General features: G+C 69.5%; 17 protein-coding genes. 14 read left to right on the plus strand and 3 right to left on the minus strand.

From position 1 onward, the window contains the following. The first annotated feature begins 5 nt into the window (after positions 1 to 5). The 5 genes from KIS93_RS37390 (at position 6) to KIS93_RS37410 (ending at position 7,337) form a co-directional block, all read left to right on the plus strand. Complete coding sequence (locus KIS93_RS37390) at positions 6 to 3,293, plus strand: AfsR/SARP family transcriptional regulator (RefSeq protein ID WP_186404620.1); 3,288 nt, start codon at positions 6 to 8, stop codon at positions 3,291 to 3,293. A gap of 15 nt (positions 3,294 to 3,308) precedes the next feature. Continuing rightward, positions 3,309 to 4,130, plus strand: coding sequence for an SCO4651 family lipoprotein (locus tag KIS93_RS37395; RefSeq protein WP_246005402.1), 822 nt, complete (start codon positions 3,309 to 3,311; stop codon positions 4,128 to 4,130). A 235-nt stretch (positions 4,131 to 4,365) separates the two neighbouring features. Then, on the plus strand, positions 4,366 to 4,890 hold the full coding sequence (rplJ, locus tag KIS93_RS37400) for a 50S ribosomal protein L10 (protein ID WP_080043251.1): 525 nt from the start codon (positions 4,366 to 4,368) through the stop codon (positions 4,888 to 4,890). A 70-nt stretch (positions 4,891 to 4,960) separates the two neighbouring features. Then, positions 4,961 to 5,353: a 50S ribosomal protein L7/L12 gene (gene rplL, locus KIS93_RS37405; protein WP_080043250.1), complete on the plus strand. Its 393-nt coding sequence runs from the start codon at positions 4,961 to 4,963 to the stop codon at positions 5,351 to 5,353. Positions 5,354 to 5,495: 142 nt separating this feature from the next. Further along, positions 5,496 to 7,337 carry a mannosyltransferase YkcB-related protein gene (locus KIS93_RS37410; protein ID WP_230465614.1) on the plus strand — a complete coding sequence of 614 codons (1,842 nt, stop codon included), beginning with the start codon at positions 5,496 to 5,498 and terminating at the stop codon, positions 7,335 to 7,337. 99 nt (positions 7,338 to 7,436) lie between these two features. Here KIS93_RS37410 and KIS93_RS37415 read toward each other — a convergent pair whose 3' ends face one another. Further along, positions 7,437 to 7,826, minus strand: a complete 390-nt coding sequence (locus KIS93_RS37415) for a nuclear transport factor 2 family protein (RefSeq protein ID WP_080043249.1) — start codon at positions 7,824 to 7,826, stop codon at positions 7,437 to 7,439. A gap of 88 nt (positions 7,827 to 7,914) precedes the next feature. Between KIS93_RS37415 and KIS93_RS37420 the strand changes: the two genes are divergently transcribed. The 6 genes from KIS93_RS37420 to KIS93_RS37445 all read left to right on the plus strand — a co-directional run bounded on the left by KIS93_RS37420 (position 7,915) and on the right by KIS93_RS37445 (position 18,678). Next, positions 7,915 to 8,472 (plus strand): TetR/AcrR family transcriptional regulator, encoded by a 558-nt coding sequence (locus KIS93_RS37420; protein ID WP_080043248.1) that lies wholly within the window; start codon positions 7,915 to 7,917, stop codon positions 8,470 to 8,472. A gap of 106 nt (positions 8,473 to 8,578) precedes the next feature. Beyond that, positions 8,579 to 9,580: an ABC transporter ATP-binding protein gene (locus tag KIS93_RS37425; protein WP_080047281.1), complete on the plus strand. Its 1,002-nt coding sequence runs from the start codon at positions 8,579 to 8,581 to the stop codon at positions 9,578 to 9,580. 217 nt (positions 9,581 to 9,797) lie between these two features. Then, positions 9,798 to 10,298 (plus strand): hypothetical protein, encoded by a 501-nt coding sequence (locus KIS93_RS37430; RefSeq protein ID WP_080043247.1) that lies wholly within the window; start codon positions 9,798 to 9,800, stop codon positions 10,296 to 10,298. A gap of 72 nt (positions 10,299 to 10,370) precedes the next feature. Next, on the plus strand, positions 10,371 to 10,868 hold the full coding sequence (locus KIS93_RS37435; RefSeq protein ID WP_230465613.1) for a hypothetical protein: 498 nt from the start codon (positions 10,371 to 10,373) through the stop codon (positions 10,866 to 10,868). 446 nt (positions 10,869 to 11,314) lie between these two features. Further along, positions 11,315 to 14,785 (plus strand): DNA-directed RNA polymerase subunit beta, encoded by a 3,471-nt coding sequence (rpoB, locus tag KIS93_RS37440; RefSeq protein ID WP_080043246.1) that lies wholly within the window; start codon positions 11,315 to 11,317, stop codon positions 14,783 to 14,785. A 17-nt stretch (positions 14,786 to 14,802) separates the two neighbouring features. Next, positions 14,803 to 18,678, plus strand: a complete 3,876-nt coding sequence (locus tag KIS93_RS37445; RefSeq protein ID WP_080043245.1) for a DNA-directed RNA polymerase subunit beta' — start codon at positions 14,803 to 14,805, stop codon at positions 18,676 to 18,678. A gap of 168 nt (positions 18,679 to 18,846) precedes the next feature. Here the strand turns inward: KIS93_RS37445 and KIS93_RS37450 are convergent, their stop codons facing one another. Next, the gene (locus KIS93_RS37450; RefSeq protein WP_080043244.1) at positions 18,847 to 19,206 is read right to left on the minus strand and encodes a DUF5955 family protein; all 360 of its coding nucleotides are present in this window, start codon (positions 19,204 to 19,206) and stop codon (positions 18,847 to 18,849) included. Further along, on the minus strand, positions 19,203 to 21,038 hold the full coding sequence (locus KIS93_RS37455) for an FHA domain-containing protein (RefSeq protein WP_186404621.1): 1,836 nt from the start codon (positions 21,036 to 21,038) through the stop codon (positions 19,203 to 19,205). Before KIS93_RS37455 ends, KIS93_RS37450 begins: the two co-directional genes overlap by 4 nt. Before the next feature lie 549 nt (positions 21,039 to 21,587). Here KIS93_RS37455 and rpsL point away from each other — a divergent pair. The 3 genes from rpsL (at position 21,588) to fusA (ending at position 24,568) form a co-directional block, all read left to right on the plus strand. Beyond that, a complete protein-coding gene (gene rpsL, locus KIS93_RS37460; protein WP_020542315.1) occupies positions 21,588 to 21,962 on the plus strand; it encodes a 30S ribosomal protein S12 in 375 nt (124 codons plus the stop codon). A 2-nt stretch (positions 21,963 to 21,964) separates the two neighbouring features. Beyond that, entirely contained in the window at positions 21,965 to 22,435 is a 471-nt protein-coding gene (gene rpsG / locus KIS93_RS37465) for a 30S ribosomal protein S7 (protein ID WP_043623423.1), read from the plus strand. A gap of 84 nt (positions 22,436 to 22,519) precedes the next feature. Next, positions 22,520 to 24,568, plus strand: coding sequence for an elongation factor G (fusA, locus tag KIS93_RS37470; protein ID WP_206068621.1), 2,049 nt, complete (start codon positions 22,520 to 22,522; stop codon positions 24,566 to 24,568). Positions 24,569 to 24,718: the final 150 nt, after the last annotated feature.

The raw sequence follows: 24,718 nt of genomic DNA on the forward strand, positions 1-24,718 counted from the left end.
GACGGGTGCGTTTCGGGGTGCTGGGGCCGCTCGTGGTCCTGACGGAGGCCGGCGAGCCGGTCCGCGTCCCCGAGGCGAAGGTCCGCGCCCTCCTGGCCGACCTGCTCGTCCAGGAAGGGCGGCCGGTCTCCGCCGACCGGCTCATCGACGACCTCTGGGAAGGGGACCTGCCCCGGCATCCCGCCAACGCGCTGCAGCAGAAGGTCTCCCAGCTGCGCCGGGTGCTGGACGACGCCGAGCCCGGCGCGCGCGGCCTCGTCGCCTCCGGGCCGGCCGGGTACCGGCTCGCCGTCGAGGCCGACGCGGTGGACCAGGGGCGGTTCGACGTCCTGGTCTCCCGGGCGCGCGCCGCGACGGACCCCCGTACCCGGGCGGACCTGCTCGCCGACGCCCTCACGCTGTGGCGGGGGCCGGCGCTGGCGGACTTCGCCGACGCCGCCTTCGCCGCCCCCGCCATCGCCCGGCTGGAGGCGGCCCGGCTGGACGCGCTGGAGGAACGCGCCGAGGCCCGCCTGGAGCTGGGCGAGCACCGCGGGCTCGCCGGAGAGCTGGGCGCCCTGGCCGCCCGCCACCCGCTGCGCGAGCGCCTCCAGGCCGCCTACCTGCGGGCTCTGTACGGGGCGGGGCGGCAGGCGGAGGCGCTGGAGGCTTACGAGCGGGTACGCCGCCTGCTGGCCGACGAACTCGGCACCGACCCGGGGCCGCTGCTGACGGCCCTGCACACGGCCATGCTCCGCCAGGACGCGTCCCTGACGCCCCACGAGGACCCGCCGTTGACGCTCGGGCGGGACGCGCGCCGGGCATCCCGCCAGGACGCGCGGCTGACGTCCGGCGAGGGCGCGCCGCTGACGTCCGGCCAGGGCGGGGCCCTGGTGCCCGGCGGCTTGGCGGGTTCCGTCCTGCCGGCGCCGGCCACGCCGCTCGTCGGGCGCGATTCGGAGACGCGCCGGGTCCGGTCGGCCCTGGAGGGGGCGCGGCTGGTCACGCTGACCGGGCCGGGCGGCGTCGGAAAGACGCGGCTCTCGCTGGAGGTGGCCGCCACCTGGGCCGAGGACGCTGTGTACCTCGTGGAGCTGGGCGAGGTGCGGCGGTTCGGGGCGGAGGTGGTGCTGGAGGCGCTGGGCGTGCGGGACGACGGGCGTGCGCTGCACGAGGTGCTGCACGGCAGGCGGTTGCTGCTGGTCCTCGACAACTGCGAGCACCTGCTCGACCAGGTCGCCGAGGTCGTGGGGCCGGCGCTGCGCCGCGTGCCGGGGCTGCGGGTGCTGGCCACCAGCCGGGAGCCGTTGCGCCTGGCCGGGGAGACGGTGATCCCGGTGCCGCCGCTGGAGGCAGAGGAGGCGGCGCGGCTGTTCGGCGAGCGGGTCGCCGCGGCCGGCGGGGTGGTGGACGACGGGGAGGCGGTGGCGGAGATCTGCCGTCGGCTCGGCGGGATCCCGCTGGCCCTGGAGCTGGCCGCCGCCCGGGTGCGCGGGCTGGGCGTGCGGGAGCTGGCCGAGCGGCTGAGCCTGCGGCTGCTGGACGACGGGCCCAGGGACGCGCCGGCCCGCCAGCGGACGCTCGCCGCCGTGATCGACTGGAGCTGGGAGCTGCTGAGCCCGCCGGAGCGGGTGGTGCTGGCCCGGCTCGCGGTGCACGCCGGCGGGTGCACGCTGGAGGCGGCCGAGCGGACCTGTGCCGGGGGCGAGGTGGAGGTCTCCGAGGTCATGGGCGTCCTCGGGCGGCTCGTCGAGCGGTCGATGGTGGTGCGGAGCGACGGGCGGTACCGGTTGCTGGAGCCGGTCGCGGAGTACTGCCTGGAACGGCTCGGCGCGGCGGGCGAGCTGGGGATGATGCGGGAGCGGCACCTCCGCTACTGCGTCGCGCTCGCCGAGCGGGCCGAGGCCGGGTTGCGCGGCGCCGAGCAGGACATGTGGCTGACCCGGTTGCGGGCCGAGGGCGCCAACCTGCGGGCCGCGCTGGATCACGCGGCCGGGCAGGGGGCGGCCGATCATGCTCTGCGGCTGGTCGACGCGCTGTCCTGGTACTGGTTCATGACCGGCCGCCTGAGCGAGGCCCGGCAGGCGCTCACCCGGGCGCTGTCGCTGGGCGGCGGCGAGCCGTCGGCGCGGGCGCAGGCGCGGGTCTGGGCCGCCGTCATCGGGCTGCGCGCCGGAGAAAGCCCTGCCTGGCCGGCACAGGAGAGGGACGCCGACCCGGCGCGTGAGGGCGACGGCGTGGCCGCGGAGGGCGGCGGCAGGGCCCCGGAGGGTGCCGGGGTGGCTCTGGGGGACAGGTTCGAGGCGGTGCTGGACGGTGTCGTCGAGCCGGGGACGCGGGCGCGGTTGCGGTGGTTCGTGGGGTTTGCGTTGTGCGGGGTGGGAGAGCAGGGGGACGGGGTCCGGTACATCGAGGGGGCGTTGCGGACGTTCGAAGCGGTGGGTGATCGATGGGGGACGGCGGCGGCGCTGGCCGGGCTGGCGCGCTACGCCGCGCTGCGCGGCGACTTCGAGACGGTCCGGCGGGACGGCGAGCGGGCGGCGGAGCTGTTCGGCGAGCTGGGGGACCAGTGGGGGTTGTTGCAGACGGCCGAGCCGCTGGGGGTGCTGGCCGAGATCGCCGGGGCCTATGAGGAGGCCGCCGAGCACTTGGCGGCGGGGCTGCGGGTCGCCGAGCGGCTGGGGCTGCGGTCGGAGGAGTCGTTGCTGACCTCGCGCCTGGGCCGGATCGCCCTGCTCGCCGGCGACCTCGAACGGGCCGACGAGCTGCACGAGCGGGCCCGGCGGCTGGCGGTGGAGCAGTCGGACAAGTCGATGGAGGAGTTCGCGAGGATCGGTCTCGGTCTGGCCGCGCGGCGCCGGGGTGACCTGGACGCGGCCGAGCGCTACTTCCGTACCGGACTGGAGTGGTTGCGCCGGATCGGCGGCGGTGGCGCTCCCGTGGCGTTGCTGCTGGCGGAGCTGGGCTTCGTCGCGGAGCGGCGCGGGGACGCCGGAACGGCGGCCGACCTGCACGCGCGCAGCCTCGACGTGGCCCGCGCGGACGGCGACGCCCGTGCCGAGGCCCTCGCCCTGGAGGGATTGGCGGGCGCGCGGCTTCTGGAGGGGGCGGTGCGTGAGGCGGCGGAGCTGTTGCGGGCGGCGGGCGAGCTGCGCGAGCGCGCGCAGGCTCCGCTGCCCCGGCGGAACGCTTCGACGTGGACCGGATCAGCCGGGCGATCAGCGAGTTGTGTGGGGATTGTGCAGAGCCTGTGGGGGAGAACCCTGGGTTTTCCCCGAATTGTGCGGGGAAGGCGCCATGACCCGGAAACTTAAAAGTAGGGTCAAGACATGCTGAAGCGCACGATAAGTATGACCGCGGCAGGCGCCGCGCTCGTCGTGGCCGCGGTCGCCGGTTGTGGATCGAACGCCCAGCCCATCCAGGTCAACCTGGCCGCTTCGGAGGTGCTCGCGCAGGCCGCGCAGAAGACCGCCGAGGTCACCAGCTACACGGTCGACGCGGTGGTGAACGTCTCGCACCCGCAGCAGGGCAATGGCAAGGTGCAGGGCCGCATGCTCTACCAGAGCAAGCCGCAGCTCGCCGCCGACCTGACGCTGGACACCGTGGACATGGGGGGCCGCAACGTCCCCGGTGGGGTCCGCGCGGTGCTCCAGGGCGACACCGTCTACGTGAAGGTCCAGGCTCTCAACGACTTCCTGGGCAACACCAAGCCGTGGATCAAGGTCTCGCTGAACGAGACCGGTCACGCCGGTGAGGTGAACCAGTATCTCGGCCAGATCCAGCAGTTCGACCTGGGCAACGTGACCAAGCTCGTCACCGCGTCCAAGGACGTGAAGTCGGTCGGCACCGAGAGCGTCAACGGCGAGGACACCACCCACTACAGCGGCACGTTCCCGGTGGACGTGGCCGTGCAACAGCTTCCCGCCGACAAGCAGGAGCAGGCCCGCCAGAACCTGGCCGAGCTGAAGGACGTCAAGTTCGACATGTGGGTGGCGGCCGACGAGCTGCCCCGCAAGCTCGCCCTGAACGGCTCCAAGGAGGGCGCCACCCTCGACGCGACCCTGTTCTTCAAGGGGTTCAACGAGGCCGTCAACATCCAGGCCCCGCCCGCCGACCAGGTCGGTGAGCTGCCCAAGGGCACGACCAACTGAGAGCGATTTGGAAACTCGGCGGCCAGCACGTACTCTGGTCGTTGCCGAAGACCGCCGGTCGTCGTCGGGTGCTCTGAGCCTGGCGACCGAAGGATCCACGTGAGTGGGCGACCTGCGCAGGTGTGATACGAGTTTCCCACATGGTGGTTTCCGTGTGCGTGAGCCCCGTGCGCCCTGCGCCGGGGCTGTTCTCATTTTCTGGGCCTTCTCCGGCGGCACATCTGGAAGGAGGCCCATGGCGAGGGCGGATAAGGCGACAGCGGTTGCCGAGCTCAAGAGTGAGTTCGAAGGCAGCCAGGCCGCCGTTCTGACCGAGTACCGCGGTCTCACCGTCGCGCAGCTCAAGGAGCTGCGTGTCTCTCTCGGTGGGAATGCGAAGTTCGCCGTGGCGAAGAACACCCTGACCAAGATCGCGGCCAACGAGGCCGGTCTGACGGGCCTCGACGGCCTGCTCACCGGTCCGACCGCGATCGCCTTCGTCAACGGTGACGTTGTCGAGGCGGCCAAGGGTCTGCGTGACTTCGCCAAGGCCAATCCCCTTCTGGTGATCAAGGGCGGCGTCCTCGACGGTAAGACGCTCGACGCTTCCGAGATCACCAAGCTCGCCGACCTCGAGTCCCGCGAGGTTCTCCTCGCGAAGCTTGCCGGTGCCCTGAAGGCCAAGCAGAGCGCCGCGGCCGCGATGTTCGCCGCTCTGCCCACGCAGATGGCTCAGCTGGCCGACGCCTTGCGCGCCAAGCGCGATGAGGCTGGCGAGTAACACGGGGGTTGCCGCACGTACCGCGGTCCCGTTCCTAGTTTTCAGCAAGACCTAACGTAAGGAAACGATCATGGCGAAGCTCAGCACCGACGAGCTGCTCGACGCGTTCAAGGAGATGACCCTCCTCGAGCTGTCCGAGTTCGTGAAGGTCTTCGAGGAGACCTTCGACGTCAAGGCCGCCGCCCCCGTCGCGGTTGCCGCCGCCCCCGCCGCCTCCGGTGGTGGCGAGGCCGCCGCCGTCGAGGAGCAGGACGAGTTCGACGTCATCCTCGAGGCCGCCGGCGACAAGAAGATCCAGGTCATCAAGGAGATCCGCGCCCTGACGTCCCTGGGCCTCAAGGAGGCCAAGGACCTGGTCGACGGCGCTCCGAAGCCGGTCTTCGACGGCAAGGTCAACAAGGAGCAGGCGGAGAAGGCCAAGGCTGCCCTTGAGGGCGCCGGCGCCACCGTCACCGTGAAGTAATTCACGACAAGCTGTTCGGAAAGAGGCGGATACACCCTGGTGCCGGGTGTGCCCGCCTCTTTTCGCGTTTCCGGGGCGTGCCTCAGAGGATTCTCATGGACGTCTCATCGCCCGGCCAACCGGCCCGCCTAGCGTCCTTGGCGTGGTTACCGAAGCGAAGTCTCGTTGGGCGCTGGCCGCGCTGCTCGCCGGCACCGCCGCGCTCTACCTCTGGGGGCTCGGCGCCTCCGGGTGGGCCAACTCGTTCTACTCGGCGGCGGTGCAGGCCGGCAGCCAGAGCTGGAAGGCGTTCTTCTTCGGGGCCTCCGACGCGGCGGGCGCGATCACCGTGGACAAGACGCCCGCGTCGCTGTGGCCGATGGTGCTCAGCGTGCGCCTGTTCGGGCTGAGCTCCTGGGCGATCCTCGTGCCGCAGGCGCTGATGGGCGTCGGCACGGTGGCGATGGTGTACGCCTCGGTGCGCCGGCTGTTCCCGGCCTGGGCCGCGTTGCTGGCGGGTGCGGCGATGGCGCTGACGCCGGTGGCCGTGCTCATGTTCCGCTTCAACAACCCCGACGCGTTGCTGGTGCTGCTGCTGACCGTGGCGGCGTACTGCGTGATCAGGGCGCAGGAGCACGGTGCCACGCGGTGGCTGGTGCTGGCCGGGGTGGCGATCGGGTTCGCGTTCCTGGCGAAGATGTTGCAGGCGTTCCTCGTGCTGCCCGGGTTCGCGCTGGTGTACCTGCTGGCGGCGCCGGTGGCGTTCTGGCGCCGGGTGCGGCAACTGCTGCTGGCAGGCGCGGCCATGGTGGTCGCCGCCGGGTGGTGGCTGCTCGCCGTGGCGCTCGTGCCCGCCTCGGAGCGGCCGTACATCGGGGGCTCGCAGACCAACAGCGTGCTGGAGCTGGCGCTCGGCTACAACGGCATCGGGCGGCTCAACGGCGCCGACTACGGCGGGCTCGGCAACCTCAACCAGCAGGCGGGCTGGCTGCGGCTGTTCGACACCGAGGCGGGCGGGCAGATCTCGTGGCTGCTGCCGGCCGCGCTCGTGCTGCTGGCCGCCGCCACGTGGCTGACCCGCCGCGCGTCCCGGGCCGATCCTGTACGGGCGGCGCTGTGGGTGTGGGGAAGCTGGCTTCTCGTCACCGGGCTGATCTTCAGCCTGATGCAGGGCATCTTCCACGCCTACTACACCGTGGCCCTCGCGCCGGCCATCGCCGCGCTCGTCGGCATCGGGGCGGCCGTGGCGTGGGAGCGGGGCGCGCACCGCCTGCTTGCCGTGGTCGCGGCGGGGACGGCGGTGTGGTCGTACGTGCTGCTGTCGCGCAGCTCCGGCTGGAACCCTTGGCTGGGCGTGGTCGTGCTGGTGGCGGGGCTCGGGGCGGCGCTGGTGATGCTGTTCACCCGGCGGGTGGCCGCCGTGGTCGCGGTCGCGGTGGTGGCGTGCCTGGCGGGGCCGGCGGCGTACGCGGTGGACACGGCGGCGTCCCCGCACACGGGCGCCATCCCGACCGCCGGGCCCGCCACGAGATCGTCCGACGGCGGGTTCCAGCGGCCTGGAGGTGGCCGGCGGGGCGGCAACAACCAGGCGTTCACGCAGAGGAGACCGGGTGGGCCACAGAGCCGTGGCGGCATGGGCGGGCTGCTCAACGCGGGCACGCCGAGCGCCGAGCTGACCGCGCTGCTGAAGTCCGGCGCCGCCGGCTACACGTGGGTGGCGGCGACGGTCGGGTCCAACAACGCGGCCGGCTATCAGCTCGCCACGGAGCTGCCGGTGATGGCGGTGGGCGGGTTCAACGGCACGGATCCGGCGCCGACGCTGGAGCGATTCCAGCAGTACGTCGCCGAGGGGAAGATCCACTACTTCGTCGGCACCGGCATGGGGGGTGCAGGGCGCAGCACCGGCGGCAGCGACGACGCGGCGCGGATCGCGGCCTGGGTGCGGGAGACGTTCACCGCGACCACGGTCGGCGGTACGACGGTGTTCGACCTCACGCAGAGCTGAGCACCAGCCGGCAGCATCCCGCAGCGGTGCGCCGCCCGCCTCGCCGAGCAGTGAGCCGCCCGCCTCGCGCAGCGGTGCGCCGCCCGCCTCACACGACGGTCAGCCGGCCGCTCGTACCTGGGCGATGGCACTGGTGTCCATGTAGTCCCTGGTGTGCACGATCTTGCCGTCCCTGATCCGCAGCACGAGCAGGCCGGGCACGGTGAGGCGGTGGCCGCCCGCCGTGCCGTGCACGGTCTGCTCCACCACCACGACCTCCGGGTCCTGCGTGCGGTGCAGGGCGACCTGGCGCACCTCCTCGACCTCGAACGGCGTGGCACCCCACGTGGCGCGGTAGTTCTCGCGCACCGCCTCCCTGCCCTCGTACGGCGCCAGGCCGCCGAAGGGGAACTCGTGGAGGGCGTCCTCGGCGTACAGGTCGGCCAGCTCGTCGGCGGACTTGTGCAGCATGGCCGCGTGGAAGCCGGCGACGATCTCTTCGATGGACATGACTCACCCGGATTTCGCTCAACAGTCGTTGACTCAACGAGCGTAGAGCGAATCGGAGCGGTCGGTCAACGTGTGTAGAGTCGGGGGCGTGGGCGTTCCGAGGGCGGAGAGGCGGCGGCGAACCGAGGCGCGGATCCTCGACGCGGCCCGGGTGCTTTTCGCCGAGCTGGGTTACGAGCGGGCCACGATCAGGGGCGTCGCCAGGCGGGCCGAGGTCGACCCGGCCCTCGTGATGCAGTACTTCGGCAGCAAGCAGGAGCTGTTCCAGCAGGCCGTACGCATGACGCCGCCCGCCGACGGCGAGCTGGACGCCGAGGGCGCGGTCGAGCACGTGCTGGGCTCGCTGACCATGAAGCTCGGCGAGCTGCCGCAGGGCTCCCTCGCCATGATGCGCTCCATGCTCACCCATCCCGAGGCCGCCGCGTCCGCGCGGCAGGTGCTCAGCCGGCAGATCGACCGCCTGGCCGAGGCGATGCCCGGCGACGACGCGCGGCTGCGGGCGGCGCTGATGACGCTCACCATGCTCGGCATCACCGTGGGCCACCAGTTGCTGGAGATCGACGAGCTGCGCGGCGTGCCCCAGGAGGAGCTGGCCCGGCTGCTGCGGCCGAGCCTGCGCGCGCTTACTGGACAAGAAGTCTCATAACTGCCCGGTAACAAGGCTCCGGGATCCGGTCCCCATTCCGCGCGACGCCGTTACGGTGCAGGAGAGCGTTGTCCCCTGATGACCCCCGGCGACAGGGAAGGTGACCGTGGGCGTGGAAGTCGTGGTCGACGGGCTGACGAAGTCGTTCGGCCGGCAGGTCATCTGGGAGGACGTCTCGCTCACGCTGCCCGCGGGCGAGATCTCGGTGCTGCTCGGCCCCTCGGGCACCGGCAAGTCGGTCTTCCTCAAGACCATGGTCGGCCTGCTGCGGCCGGACCGCGGGCACATCTGGATCGACGGCTTCGACCTGGCCCACTGCGCCGAGGCCAAGCTGTACGAGCTGCGCCGCCTGTTCGGCGTGCTGTTCCAGGACGGCGCCCTGTTCGGCTCGCTCAACCTCTACGACAACATCGCCTTCCCGCTGCGCGAGCACACGAAGAAGAGCGAGACCCAGATCCGCCAGATCGTCATGGAGAAGGTGGAGCTGGTCGGCCTCCTGGGCGCCGAGACGAAGCTGCCCGGCGAGATCTCCGGCGGCATGCGCAAGCGGGCCGGGCTGGCCAGGGCGCTGGTGCTGGACCCGGAGATCATCCTGTTCGACGAGCCCGACTCGGGTCTCGACCCGGTCCGCACCGCGATACTCAACCAGCTCATCGTGGACATCAACGCCGAGATCGAGGCGACGTTCCTGATCGTGACGCACGACATCAACACCGCCCGTACGGTGCCCGACAACATCGGGCTGATGTTCCGGCGGGAGCTGGTGATGTTCGGCTCGCGGGAGATGCTGCTGTCGAGCGACGAGCCGGTGGTGCGGCAGTTCCTGAACGCCAGGAAGCACGGCCCGATCGGCATGTCCGAGGAGAAGGACCTGTCGGAGCTGGAGGCCGAGGCGCAGATGGGGCACGATCCGGGACCGCTGCCGCCGATCCCGCCGCAGCTCATGCCGTCCGGGAACAAGATCCGCCGCACGCAGAGGCCGCCCGGCACGTGGCTGGCGGCCAACGGGGTGATCCCGCCGCAGGGCTCGTTCGTGGACGAGCGCGGGCGCAACTGGCTGGAGGAGTACCCTCGCCTGATCAACGCCCACCTGCACGGGATCGCCTGAGTCTCCCCGTGGCGCCCCGCAAGGTCGAAGGGGCTGCCATCGCAAGGGGAAGGCGCGCTGGGCGCTCAGCGTGCCCCTGAGGGCCATCTGGGGGCATTTGCGGAGATCTTTCGCGTCTGGCCGATTCGCTCCGGACCGGCTCTGTCGATAAGAGGGCTTCACGAGCGGATGTCGCGTTATGATCCGGCAGCGACCGGCCGGAAAGGGGTGAGCAGACGTGGCAGGACTCGCCGCCCGGCCCGCTCGCCTCCTGATCGCCGCGCTCAGCGGGGCGCTGGCGGTGCTGGTCGGCACGGGCGGGTGGATCGCGGCGCAGGCGCGCGAGGAGCAGGGCAGAGCGGACGACAGGCAGGCCGTGCTCCAGGCGGCGGGCACGCACGCCAAGAACCTCGTCTCGCTGGACTACAAGAGCGCCGACGCCGACGTGCGGCGCATCCTCACCACCTCCACCGGCGCCGCCAGGGCCGAGTACGAGGCCAACGCCGCCAAGCTGAGGGCCACCACGGTCGAGAACAAGGTCGTCCAGCAGGGCGTGCTGCGCGCGACCGGCCTGGTCTCGATGAGCGCCACGACGGCCAGGGTGCTGGTGGTGGCCGACGTGGAGATCCGCTGGGACGGCTCCCGCAGCGCGCCGCAGGAGCGCTTCTACCGCTGGCAGATGGATCTGAGCAAGGCCGGCGGCGCGTGGCTGGTCTCGAAGGTGGTGCAGGTCCAGTGAGGACCTTCGCGATCGTCAAGGTGGTGCAGGTCCGGTGAAGAGCATCGCGATCGTCAAGGTGGTGCGGGTCCAGTGAGGACCTTCGTGATCGTCCTGCTCGGCGTCCTCGTGGCCGCGGGCGGGGTGCTGGTGCCGCGGATGTGGTTCGACCTGCGGGAGCTGCGCGACAGCGACGCGGCCGGCGTGGCGGCCGTGGCGGCGGCCAGGAAGGCCGCGCCCGAGTTGCTGTCCTACGACTATCGGACGGTGGAGGAGGATCTGGCCCGGGCCGGGACGTTCACGACGGGCGAGCTGGCCGGGCACTACAAGGAGCTGGCGAAGACCCTGGTGCCGAAGGCGAAGGAGCAGAAGATCGTCCAGAACGTGGCCGTGGCGGGCGCCGGGGTGGAGCGCGCGGAGCCGGACCGGGTAGAGGTTCTGCTCTTCGTGAACACTGGTACGGTCAAGGAGATCCCCGGCAAAGAAGGGGTCCAGCAAGAGTTCACCCAGAACCGCGCCAGGTTCGTCATGGTGCGGCAAGGCTCTCGCTGGCTCGTGGCGGTGCTGTCCACCCTGCTGGGGACGGCCTGAGGCCCCAGGTGATCGCGGGCGCGTCGCTACCTTCAATTGTTACCAAAAATCAGGTTTAGCGAAGCCTTTGATAGGGGTAACTCAGTCATCGCAACACCGGTTGTCGGCATGGGTTCGCCCCCCGGGGTGACAGAGCGTTAACCGCCCCCGTTCGCGGGTATCGTCTTGGGCCTGGCGGTAGGCGATCAGTCACACAGGGGAGAAAACCCAGCGTCGGGGCCCTGAGTCGGCTAAAAGTCGGGCTCACGGGCTTGACGTTTCCGCCTGAACGGGCGATGCTGCGACCAACGTGGAGCATGCAGCGAGGGCGAAGTGGACAGGCGTGTGCCGTTCGGCTACACTGCCCCTTTGCGCTGCCCTTTGACGACCCGCGATGCTTGCTCACGTTGCGAGGTTGTCTGGCGTGCGTGTAGTCAGTCCGCCGCGAGCCCTCGGAAGGACATCTGTTGGCAGCCTCGCGCAACGCCTCCGCCGTACCCGCTGGTCCCCGTCGCGTCTCTTTCGCGCGTATCCAGGAGCCTCTGGAAGTTCCTGACCTTCTCGCTCTGCAGACCGAGTCTTTCGACTGGCTGCTCGGAAACGAGAAGTGGAAGGCCCGGGTCGAGGCGGCTCGCCAGGCCGGGCGCAGGGACGTCCCGACCCAGTCGGGCCTCGAAGAGATCTTCGAAGAGATCAGTCCGATCGAGGACTTCTCGGGGACCATGTCCTTGTCGTTCCGCGACCACCGGTTCGAGCCGCCGAAGTACTCCGTAGATGAGTGCAAAGAGAAGGACATGACCTTCTCCGCCCCGATGTTCGTGACGGCGGAGTTCATCAATAACACCACCGGTGAGATCAAGAGCCAGACGGTGTTCATGGGCGACTTCCCGCTCATGACCCCGAAGGGCACCTTCATCATCAACGGCACCGAGCGTGTCGTGGTCTCCCAGCTCGTCCGGTCTCCGGGCGTCTACTTCGAGCGGAACGTCGACAAGACGTCCGACAAGGACCTGTACGGCTGCAAGGTCATCCCGTCCCGGGGTGCGTGGCTGGAGTTCGAGATCGACAAGCGCGACAGCGTCGGTGTGCGCATCGACCGCAAGCGCAAGCAGGCCGTCACCGTGCTTCTCAAGGCACTGGGGTGGACCAGCGAGCAGATCCTCGAGCGCTTCGGCCAGTACGAGTCGATGCGGGCCACGCTGGAGAAGGACCACACCGCAGGCCAGGATGACGCCCTGCTCGACATCTACCGCAAGCTGCGGCCGGGTGAGCCGCCGACCAAGGAGTCGGCGCAGACCCTCCTGGAGAACCTCTACTTCAACCCCAAGCGGTACGACCTCGCCAAGGTGGGTCGCTACAAGATCAACAAGAAGCTGGGCGTCGACGCGGAGATCACCCAGGGCACCCTCACCGAAGAGGACATCGTCGCCACCATCGAGTACATCGTCCGCCTGCACGCGGGCGAGGAGTCGATGCCGGGCGCCGGTGACCGCGAGGTCATCGTCGAGGTCGACGACATCGACCACTTCGGCAACCGCCGCCTGCGCAGCGTCGGCGAGCTCATCCAGAACCAGGTCCGCCTGGGCCTGGCCCGCATGGAGCGCGTCGTGCGCGAGCGCATGACCACGCAGGACGTCGAGGCGATCACGCCGCAGACCCTGATCAACATCCGCCCGGTCGTGGCGTCGATCAAGGAGTTCTTCGGCACCTCCCAGCTCTCCCAGTTCATGGACCAGACCAACCCGCTGGCCGGCCTGACGCACAAGCGGCGTCTGTCCGCGCTGGGCCCCGGTGGTCTGTCCCGTGAGCGGGCCGGCTTCGAGGTGCGAGACGTGCACCCGTCCCACTATGGCCGGATGTGCCCGATCGAGACCCCTGAAGGTCCCAACATCGGTCTGATCGGCTCGCTGGCCTCCTACGGCCGGATCAACGCCTTCGGCTTCGTCGAGACGCCCTACCGCAAGGTCGTCGACGGCAAGGTGACCGACCAGATCGACTACCTGACCGCCGACGAGGAGGACAGGTACGTCAAGGCGCAGGCCAACACGGCGCTCAACCCCGACGGCTCGTTCGCCGAGGCCCGCGTCCTGGTCCGCACCAAGGGCGGCGAGACCGAGCTCGCCCGTGCCGAGGAGGTCGACTACATCGACGTGTCGCCGCGCCAGATGGTGTCGGTGGCCACCGCGATGATCCCCTTCCTCGAGCACGACGACGCCAACCGCGCGCTCATGGGCTCCAACATGCAGCGCCAGTCGGTGCCGCTGCTCAAGAGCGAGGCGCCGCTGGTCGGCACCGGCATGGAGTACCGTGCCGCGACCGACGCCGGCGACGTCATCAGCGCCGAGAAGGCCGGTGTGGTGGAGGAGGTCTCCGCCGACTACATCACGGTCATGAACGACGACGGCACCCGCACCACCTACCGGGTCGCCAAGTTCAAGCGCTCCAACCAGGGCACCAGCTTCAACCAGAAGCCGATCGTGGCCGAGGGCGACCGCGTCGAGGTCAACCAGGTCATCGCCGACGGCCCGTGCACCGACAACGGTGAGATGGCGCTGGGCAAGAACCTGCTGGTGGCGTTCATGCCGTGGGAGGGCCACAACTACGAGGACGCGATCATCCTGTCCCAGCGGCTGGTGCAGGACGACGTGCTCTCCTCGATCCACATCGAGGAGCACGAGGTCGACGCCCGCGACACCAAGCTGGGCCCGGAGGAGATCACCCGCGACATCCCCAACGTGTCGGAGGAGGTCCTGGCCGACCTCGACGAGCGCGGCATCATCCGGATCGGCGCCGAGGTCGTGCCCGGCGACATCCTGGTCGGCAAGGTCACGCCCAAGGGTGAGACCGAGCTGACGCCGGAGGAGCGGCTGCTGCGCGCGATCTTCGGTGAGAAGGCCCGCGAGGTGCGCGACACCTCGCTGAAGGTGCCGCACGGTGAGCAGGGCAAGGTCATCGCCGTCCGCGTGTTCAGCCGCGAGGAGGGCGACGAGCTTCCTCCCGGCGTCAACGAGCTGGTCCGCGTCTACGTGGCCCAGAAGCGTAAGATCACCGACGGTGACAAGCTGGCCGGCCGGCACGGCAACAAGGGCGTCATCTCCAAGATCCTGCCGGTCGAGGACATGCCGTTCCTGGAGGACGGCACCCCGGTCGACATCATCCTCAACCCCCTCGGCGTGCCCGGTCGAATGAACGTCGGCCAGGTGCTGGAGACCCACCTCGGGTGGATCGCCGCCCGCGGCTGGGACATCTCCGGCGTCCAGGAGGCGTGGGCCGAGCGGCTGCGTGACAAGGGCTTCGAGAAGGTCGCCCCGCGCACCAACATGGCCACCCCCGTCTTCGACGGCGCCCACGAGGAGGAGATCGTCGGCCTGCTCGGCAACACCATCCCCAACCGCGACGGCGACCGCATGGTCCAGCCCACCGGTAAGGCGAAGCTGTTCGACGGGCGCTCCGGCGAGCCGTTCCCGTACCCGATCGCGGTCGGCTACATCTACATCCTCAAGCTGCTGCACCTGGTCGACGACAAGATCCACGCCCGGTCGACCGGCCCCTACTCCATGATCACCCAGCAGCCGCTCGGCGGTAAGGCCCAGTTCGGTGGCCAGCGCTTCGGTGAGATGGAGGTGTGGGCGCTGGAGGCGTACGGCGCCGCGTACGCGCTGCAGGAGCTGCTGACCATCAAGTCCGACGACGTCCTCGGCCGCGTGAAGGTCTACGAGGCCATCGTCAAGGGCGAGAACATCCCCGAGCCGGGCATCCCCGAGTCCTTCAAGGTCCTCATCAAGGAGATGCAGTCGCTGTGCCTCAACGTCGAGGTGCTCTCCAGCGACGGCATGTCCATCGAGATGCGTGACACCGACGAGGACGTCTTCCGCGCCGCGGAGGAGCTCGGTATCGACCTGTCCCGGCGTGAGCCGAGCAGCGTGGAAGAAGTCTGAGGGGGAGATCGCACACAATGCTAGACGTCAACTTCTTCGACGAGCTTCGGATCGGGCTGGCGACGGCCGACGACATTCGTCAGTGGTCGCACGGCGAGGTCAAGAAGCCCGAGACCATCAACTACCGCACCCTCAAGCCGGAGAAGGACGGGCTCTTCTGCGAGAAGATCTTCGGCCCGACCCGCGACTGGGAGTGCTACTGCGGCAAGTACAAGCGCGTCCGGTTCAAGGGCATCATCTGTGAGCGCTGCGGCGTCGAGGTGACCCGCGCCAAGGTGCGTCGTGAGCGGATGGGCCACATCGAGCTGGCCGCGCCGGTCACGCACATCTGGTACTTCAAGGGCGTCCCGTCGCGCCTCGGCTACCTGCTCGACCTCGCCCCGAAGGACCTGGAGAAGGTCATCTACTTCGCGGCGTACATGATCACGCATGTCGACACCGAGATGCGTGAGCGTGACCTGCCCTCGCTGGAGGCGAAGATCTCCGTCGAGCGGCAGCACATCGAGCAGCGCCGCGACGCCGACGTCGAGGCCCGGCAGAAGAAGCTCGAGGCCGACCTGGCCGAGCTGGAGGCCGCCGGCGCCAAGGGTGACCAGCGCCGCAAGGTGCGTGAGGGCGCCGAGCGCGAGATGCGCCAGCTGCGCGACCGCGCCCAGCGCGAGCTCGACCGCCTCGACGAGGTGTGGAGCCGCTTCAAGAACCTCAAGGTCCAGGACCTCGAGGGCGACGAGCTGCTCTACCGCGAGATGCGCGACCGCTTCGGCCGCTACTTCAAGGGCGGCATGGGCGCGCAGGCGATCCAGGACCGCCTGATCAGCTTCGACCTCGACGCCGAGGCCGAGAACCTGCGCGAGACGATCCGCAGCGGCAAGGGCCAGAAGAAGGCCCGCGCCCTCAAGCGGCTCAAGGTCGTCTCGGCGTTCCTGAACACCACCAACTCGCCGCGCGGCATGGTGCTCGACTGCATCCCGGTCATCCCGCCGGACCTGCGCCCCATGGTGCAGCTCGACGGTGGCCGGTTCGCCACGTCCGACCTCAACGACCTGTACCGCCGGGTCATCAACCGCAACAACCGCCTCAAGCGTCTGCTCGACCTCGGCGCGCCCGAGATCATCGTGAACAACGAGAAGCGGATGCTGCAGGAGGCCGTCGACGCGCTGTTCGACAACGGCCGTCGCGGTCGCCCGGTCACCGGCCCCGGCAACCGGCCGCTGAAGTCCCTCAGCGACATGCTGAAGGGCAAGCAGGGCCGCTTCCGCCAGAACCTGCTGGGCAAGCGAGTCGACTACTCCGGCCGTTCGGTCATCGTCGTCGGCCCGCAGCTCAAGCTGCACCAGTGCGGTCTGCCCAAGCAGATGGCGCTGGAGCTGTTCAAGCCGTTCGTGATGAAGAGGCTGGTCGACCTCAACCACGCCCAGAACATCAAGTCGGCCAAGCGGATGGTCGAGCGCGCCCGCCCCGTGGTGTGGGACGTGCTCGAAGAGGTCATCACCGAGCACCCGGTGCTGCTCAACCGCGCGCCCACGCTCCACCGTCTGGGCATCCAGGCGTTCGAGCCGCAGCTCGTCGAGGGCAAGGCCATCCAGATCCACCCGCTCGTCTGCACCGCCTTCAACGCGGACTTCGACGGCGACCAGATGGCCGTGCACCTGCCGCTGTCGGCTGAGGCCCAGGCCGAGGCACGCATCCTGATGCTCTCGACCAACAACATCCTCAAGCCGGCCGACGGCAAGCCCGTCACCATGCCCACCCAGGACATGGTCATCGGCCTCTACTGGCTGACCACCCAGAAGGACGGCGCGCTGGGCGAGGGCCGCGTGTTCGGCTCCATCGCCGAGGCGCAGATGGCCTTCGACCGCCGCGAGCTGGAGATCCAGGCGAAGATCCAGATCCGGCTCAAGGACGTCCTGCCGCCGCGCGACTGGGTGGCCCCCGAGGGCTGGGAGCCGGGCGACCCGATCCGCCTGGAGACCACGTTCGGGCGGTGCCTGTTCAACCAGACGCTGCCCGACAGCTACCCCTTCGTCGACTTCCAGGTCGGCAAGAAGCAGCTGTCGACGATCGTGAACGAGCTGGCCGAGACCTACCCCAAGATCGAGGTCGCGAACTCGCTCGACGCGCTCAAGGACGCCGGCTTCCGCTGGGCGACCCGTTCCGGGGTGACGATCTCCATCGAGGACGTCGTCGCGCCCCCGAACAAGCAGGACATCATGGAGAACTACGAGCGCCGGGCCGACAAGGTCCAGCGCGAGTACGAGCGCGGTCTGATCACCGACGAGGAGCGCCGTCAGGAGCTCATCGAGATCTGGACGCACGCGACGGCCGACGTCGAGACCGACATGGTCAACGCCTTCCCGGCGACCAACCCGGTCTGGATGATGGTCAACTCCGGTGCCCGTGGTAACAAGATGCAGGTCCGGCAGATCGCCGGTATCCGCGGCCTGGTGTCCAACACCAAGGGTGAGACGATCCCGCGGCCGATCAAGGCCTCGTTCCGCGAGGGCCTGTCGGTGCTGGAGTACTTCATCTCCACCCACGGTCAGCGGAAGGGTCTGGCCGACACCGCCCTGCGTACCGCCGACTCGGGTTACCTGACCCGTCGTCTGGTGGACGTCGCCCAGGACGTCATCGTCCGCGAGATCGACTGCGGCACCGACCGCGCGGTCCCGCTGCACGTGGCCGACCGCGACGCGTCGGGCAACCTCGTCAAGGCCGAGAACGCCGAATCGAACGTGCACGGCCGCATCCTGGCCGAGGACGTCGAGGTCGACGGCAAGATCATCGTCCCGGCGGGCGTCGACATCAACGACACCCACGTGACGAAGCTGGTCGAGGCCGGCGTCGAGACCGTCCGCACCCGCAGCGCGCTCGTCTGCGAGGCCAAGATCGGTGTCTGCGCCACCTGCTACGGCCGCTCGCTGGCCACCGGCAAGCTCGTGGACGTCGGCGAGGCGGTCGGCATCATCGCCGCCCAGTCGATCGGTGAGCCCGGCACGCAGCTGACGATGCGTACCTTCCACACCGGTGGTGTGGCCGGTGCCGACATCACCCACGGTCTGCCCCGTGTCACGGAGCTGTTCGAGGCGCGCATCCCCAAGGGTGTCGCCCCGATCTCCGAGGCCGAGGGCCGGGTCCGGATCGACGAGACCGACAAGACCAGGAAGATCGTCATCACCCCGGACGACGGGTCCGAGGAGATCGCCTACCCGGTCTCGATGCGCTCGCGCCTGCTCGTGCAGGAGGGGCAGCGCGTCTCGGTCGGTCAGCAGCTCGTCGCCGGCGCCGTCAACCCCAACGAGGTGCTGCGCATCCTCGGCCCGCGGGCCGTGCAGCTGCACCTGGTGGCGGAGGTCCAGCAGGTCTACCGCTCGCAGGGTGTGTCGATCCACGACAAGCACATCGAGATCATCGTGCGGCAGATGCTCAAGCGCGTGAACGTGCTGGAGTCCGGTGACACCGACCTGCTGCCCGGCGAGCTCGTGGAGCGCCCGCGCTTCGAGCAGATGAACCGCGAGACCGTGGCCGAGGGCGGCTCGCCCGCCGCCGGCCGTCCGGTGCTCATGGGCATCACGAAGGCGTCGCTGGCCACCGAGTCGTGGCTGTCGGCGGCCTCCTTCCAGGAGACGACCAGGGTGCTGACGGACGCGGCGATCCACGCCAAGTCCGACTCGCTGCTGGGCCTGAAGGAGAACGTCATCATCGGTAAGCTCATCCCGGCCGGTACGGGCATGCCCCAGTACCGCAACATCCGGGTCGAGCCGACCGAGGAGGCCAAGGCCGCCATGTACACCGTGGGCGGCTACGACGGCTCCGCGGCCGACTACACCTTCGGCACCGGCAGCGGCGAGGCCGTCCCGCTGGAGGAGTACGACTTCGGCCAGTACAACCGGTAACTGTTCTGGGTAGCGCGCCCGGGTCTCTCCGTCAGGAGAGCCCGGGCGCGTTGCTTTTCGGGTCTTTACGGCAAGCCGTGGGCAACCCACACGCCGCACGGGGCTGAGGGCCTTCCAGGGAGACGGCTGCTGAGCCCGTCAGTGGCGGGCCGCCGTTACGGCGTCTCGTCAGAGCATCCCCGTGACGAGGTCCTTCAGTTTCGCGGCCGCCTCCGTGATCGCGCTCACGCCGCCCGCCGAGGCCGTCAGCATCGCCAGGAAGCTCGTGAGGCGGTTCGGGCGTTGCTCGCCCGCCACCTCCTCCCGCAGCATTTCCACCGCCGTGCTGGTGCCCTGGGGGTCGGCCAGCTCGTTCTGGTGGCGGGCGACCACGGCCACCAGCTGGTCGAGGAGCCGGCGAAGCTCCTCCTGCTGGGGTCCGCCCGTGTTGACGACGCCGTGGAAGGTGGAGCCGGGGGCGTGGCCGAAGTTGGAGCCGGGCGCGTTGCCGAAGTTGGAGCCGCGGAAGTCGCCTTCGTACTGGGTCATGGGGTGTCGCCTTTCTGGGCCGGGCCGGTGCTGCCGCGGAAGCTGGAGCCCGGCGCGTTGCCGAAGTTGGAGCCCGGTGCGTTGCCGAAGTTGGAGCCGCGGGCGTCGATCTTGTTGTTGGTGATCTGGGTGATGCGCGCGGCCGCCTCGCCGGTGTCGATGCCGTGCTCGGTGAGGAAGCGGCTGACGGCCTTGAACACGGCCTCGTGGACGACCTGGTCGAACATCTCGACGTCCCGCTCGATGAAGAAGCGGCGCAGGTCGTCGCCCATGGCGAGCTCCCGTACGCTGATGATCGCGCCGTAGTCGTACAGGCCGCGGTGCTCGATGACCGTGCGGTCGTCGCGCTCCTGGCGGCGCAGGGCGGCGCTCCTGCCCCAGCGCCTGGCGATCCGGTAGGGCGCGCTGAGCAGCAGCGGGATCGTCGCGGCTGCGCCGGCGCCGAGGGCGACGGCGAGGCCGGTGAGCGGGTCGGAGGAGACCCGGTCCACCTCGGAGAACTCCGGCGCGAGCGGGTAGAGCATGAACGTGCCGCCTTCAAGGAAGAGGGAGCCGCGCAGCCGGACGGCCCTGAAGAAGATGGTCACGATGAGCTGGCCGCCCCAGCCGAGCACCTCCACGCACAGGTAGACGCGGGCCGAGGACTCCGGCGTGCGGGAGACCGCCTGCAGCAGCTCGGCGTCGGCGGTGACCAGCGGCGGGGCGAGGGGGTCGGGCAGCAGCTCGGGGGCGTGGTTGATGTCGACGCCGTTGATGAACAGGCGCTCGGCCAGGCGGAGGTTGGGCAGGCCCGTGGCGGCCACCTCGCGGGCCAGGTGGGCGTGCACGTCGTCGGAGTGGAAGGGGCGGGGCGGCCGGTCCTTGTGGGCGGCCTTGGTGATGTCGAGGGCGAAGGACCAGCCGTGGTACTCCACGCCGCTGCCGACGAAGGGCCGGTAGCCGGAGAAGACCATGACGTTGCCGTGCTGGGCCTGCACGAGGCGGCCGACCTGGCGGCGGGCGTGCGGGCCGAGCGGGGCGGGGGCGGCGCCGGCGGTGAAGCGGCGGCTGGACAGGCGTCGGCCGAGGACGACGACCCTGGTGTGGAAGAGGTGGGCGGCCACCACCAGCCAGGCCAGGGCCAGCGGGAGCAGCAGGAGCAGGGCCAGCCGCGGCAGGCGGGTGACGTCCAGGTCGCGCAGGTCGTCCAGGGCGTCCACGCTGGGGAGGGCGCCGGTGGCGCCCGCTGCGAGGAGGGCGAGCGTGGCGGCGGCGATGAGCAGGAGCAGCACGTCGCGGACCGAGCGGTGGCGCTCGGCGGCCAGCGCGTGCTTGGCGACGGCCGGCAGGTCCACGCCGTAGGAGGGGGCGGTGGCGCGGTAGGGGTGGCCGAGGGTCTCGCGGATGACCTGGTCGGCGAAGGACGCCTTGATGTAGCCGGCCGCGCAGAGGTAGCGGGTGGTGTTGGTCGGGCGCTGGAGGGGCGCGGAGGTGGTGTGGTGCTCGTCCGGCACGCCGCCGCCCTGGATCTGCAGCACCGCCTCCACGCCGCCCATACGGACGCGCTGGCCGAGCGCCAGGCGTACGGGCTGCAGGATGCGGGCGTCGTCGACCCAGGTGCCGTTGGTGGAGCCGCAGTCGCTGATCCAGGCGGAGCCGCCGGCCAGCCAGACGCGGGCGTGCCTGCGGCTGATCTCCTCGGAGGCGATGCGTAAGGGGGCGGTGCGGCCGATCTCGGCGGGGGTCTCGGAGACCGGCAGGCGCACGCCGCGCAGCTCGCGGGGGCGCACGAGGACGAGCTCGAAGGGGGAGGTGTGGGAGCCGGGCCACGGCCCGCCGGCCGCCTCAGACAATGCGGCCTCCGTCCGGGCGGCGCCCTGGGAGATGCTGGTGCATGCGTGTCATCCCTCTCGACGATTCGCCAGGTGACGCTAGCCGCGCGGTGAGGGGTTCGCTTCGGGGAGTGACCTAGGGATTACCCTAGGATGCTCGCCCAGTCTTAACCGGACCGATGCCGGAGCTTCGGCGAACAGCTCGCGAGATGGTCGCCGGGCCGGATATCATGACCCCCGGAGCTGTAGATGGGCTGGATGAGAAGGCCCAGGCGATCCGGAGTGGCAAGGCTTGCCCGCCTTGTCGCGCCGTTTTGACGTGTCGCCAGGGCCTGGGTAGTCTTGAGCATCGTGCCCGTCTTCTAGCGGGCTCTCGACCGTGCGCTCATTGCGGGCGCGGGACGGCTTCCTGGCTCGTAATCCTCGCGGACGTGTCTGTGTGAATAGCGCGACACGCCCGAGCGCGGGGGCGCCGAGACAAGAAAAACCAGCAGGTCATGACACCGGCAGTACCTGCGAAATGCAAGACCTCATGACGTAACACCGGCCAAGGCACGAAACGGAGTGGCAGTGCCCACTATTCAGCAGTTGGTCCGCAAGGGCCGGCAGGACAAGGTCTCCAAGACCAAGACTCCTGCCCTCAAGGGGAGTCCGCAGCGGCGCGGCGTGTGCCAGCGCGTTTACACCACGACTCCGAAGAAGCCCAACTCGGCACTGCGTAAGGTGGCCCGCGTTCGGCTCACGAACGGCATCGAGGTCACGGCCTACATTCCCGGTGTGGGTCACAACCTCCAGGAGCACTCCATCGTGCTCGTGCGTGGCGGTCGTGTGAAGGACCTGCCTGGTGTTCGCTACAAGATCATCCGCGGTTCGCTCGACACCCAGGGTGTCCGCAACCGCAAGCAGGCCCGTAGCCGCTACGGCGCGAAGAAGGAGAAGAGCTAACAATGCCTCGTAAGGGTTCTCCTGGCCGTCGTCAGCTCATGTCTGACCCGGTTTACAGCTCGCCGCTGGTCACCGCCCTTATCAACAAGGTGCTTCTCGACGGCAAGCGCTCGATCGCCCAGTCGATCGTGTACGGCGCCCTCGAGGGCTGCAGGGAGAAGACGGGCAACGACCCGGTCGTCACCCTGAAGCGCGCGCTCGACAACGTGAAGCCGACCCTCGAGGTCCGCAGCCGCCGCGTCGGTGGCGCGACCTACCAGGTGCCGGTCGAGGTGCGCGCCGCGCGCAGCACCACCCTGGCTCTGCGCTGGCTGGTGCAGTACTCCCGCGCCCGCCGCGAGAAGACCATGACCGAGCGCCTCATGAACGAGCTCCTCGACGCCAGCAACGGCCTCGGGGCGAGCGTGAAGAAGCGCGAGGACACCCACAAGATGGCCGAGTCCAACAAGGCCTTCGCTCACTACCGCTGGTAGTGAGTTCGACGAGACGACGAGGACGCGAGAGAAGTGGCCACCCAGACCGCTCTTGACCTGGCCAAGGTCCGAAACATCGGGATCATGGCCCATATCGACGCGGGCAAGACCACCACGACCGAGCGCATCCTGTTCTACACCGGTATCAACTACAAGATCGGTGAGGTCCACGAGGGCGCTGCCACGATGGACTGGATGGAGCAGGAGCAGGAGCGCGGCATCACGATCACGTCTGCCGCGACGACCTGTGAGTGGCTTGGTCACACCATCAACATCATCGACACTCCGGGGCACGTGGACTTCACCATCGAGGTGGAGCGTTCGCTTCGCGTCCTCGACGGCGCCGTCGCCGTGTTCGACGGTGTGGCGGGTGTCGAGCCGCAGTCGGAGACGGTGTGGCGCCAGGCTGACCGCTACAACGTCCCGCGCATCTGCTTCGTGAACAAGATGGACCGGGTCGGCGCGGAGTTCCACCGCTGCGTCGACATGATGGTCAGCCGCCTGGGCGCGACCCCGGCGGTCATCCAGCTTCCGTGGGGCGTTGAGGCCGACTTCAAGGGCGTCATCGACCTCATCAAGATGAAGGCCCTCATCTGGAGCGCCGAGGCGGCCAAGGGCGAGATGTACGACACCGTCGACATCCCGGCCGACCACGCCGACGCCGCTCGTGAGTGGCGCGACAAGCTGGTCGAGACCGTCGCCGAGAACGACGACGAGCTGATGGAGCTCTTCCTCGAGGGCACCGAGCCCACCGAGGAGCAGCTGATCGCGGCCATCCGCCGCGCGACGCTGGCCAGCGCCATCAACCCGGTCCTGTGCGGCACCGCGTTCAAGAACAAGGGTGTGCAGCCCCTGCTCGACGCGATCGTCGCCTACCTCCCCGCGCCGACCGACATCCCGGCCTTCAAGGGCCACGCGGTCGGCAACGAGGAGAAGGTCATCGAGCGCCACGCGGACCCGAGCGAGCCGTTCTCCGCTCTGGCGTTCAAGATCGCCAGCGACCCGCACCTGGGCAAGATCACCTACATCCGCATCTACTCGGGCACGCTCGAGGCCGGTTCACAGGTCATCAACTCTGTGAAGGGCAAGAAGGAGCGGATCGGCAAGATCTACCAGATGCACGCCAACAAGCGCGAGGAGCGCCCGTCGGCGATCGCCGGTCAGATCGTGGCCGTCATGGGTCTGAAGGACACCACCACCGGTGACACCCTCTCCGACCCGGCCAACCAGGTCGTGCTCGAGTCGATGACGTTCCCGGCTCCGGTCATCAACGTCGCCATCGAGCCCAAGACCAAGGGTGACCAGGAGAAGCTGTCCACCGCCATCCAGCGGCTGGCCGAGGAGGACCCGTCCTTCCAGGTCCGCCGTGACGAGGAGACCGGTCAGACGGTCATCTGGGGCATGGGCGAGCTTCACCTCGAGATCCTCGTCGACCGCATGCGTCGCGAGTTCAAGGTCGAGGCGAACGTCGGCCGCCCGCAGGTCGCCTACCGCGAGACCATCCGCCGCAAGGTGGAGAAGGTCGACTACACCCACAAGAAGCAGACCGGTGGTTCCGGTCAGTTCGCGCGGGTCATCATCGACCTCGAGCCGCTGGGCGAGGGCAACGACGGCTACGAGTTCGAGAACAAGGTCACCGGTGGCCGCGTGCCGAGGGAGTACATCCCGTCGGTCGACGCCGGCGCCCAGGAGGCCGCCGAGTTCGGCGTGCTGGCCGGTTACCCGATGGTCGGCGTGAAGGTGACGCTGACCGACGGTGCGGCCCACGACGTCGACTCCTCGGAAATGGCGTTCAAGATCGCCGGATCGATGGCCTTCAAGGAGGCCGCGCGCAAGGCGGACGCCGTGCTCCTCGAGCCGATGATGGCCGTCGAGGTGACCACGCCCGAGGACTACATGGGTGACGTCATCGGTGACCTCAACGGTCGCCGCGGGCAGATCCAGGCGATGGAGGACCGGGCCGGCGCCAAGGTCATCCGGGCGCTCGTCCCGCTGTCCGAGATGTTCGGCTACGTGGGTGACCTGCGCAGCAAGACGCAGGGGCGCGCTAGCTACAGCATGCTTTTCGACTCCTACGCGGAGGTGCCCCCGGGCATCGCCAAGGAGATCGTCGCGAAGGCCCGGGGCGAGTAGTTTCCAGTCCGGTCCCGCGAGGGGCCGGGCCGGGACTCTTGTCCTGGTCCCTGGTGGGGTGGTGAGAGCCACCCCGCCGCCAAGGGGTTCGGGAGTTCCCGGGCCCGAGTGTGTAGACGAAAGTCAGTCAGATTCTCAAGGAGAGAACCA

It is taken from the genome of [Actinomadura] parvosata subsp. kistnae (assembly GCF_900323885.1).
Classification (GTDB): Bacteria; Actinomycetota; Actinomycetes; order Streptosporangiales; family Streptosporangiaceae; genus Nonomuraea; species Nonomuraea composti.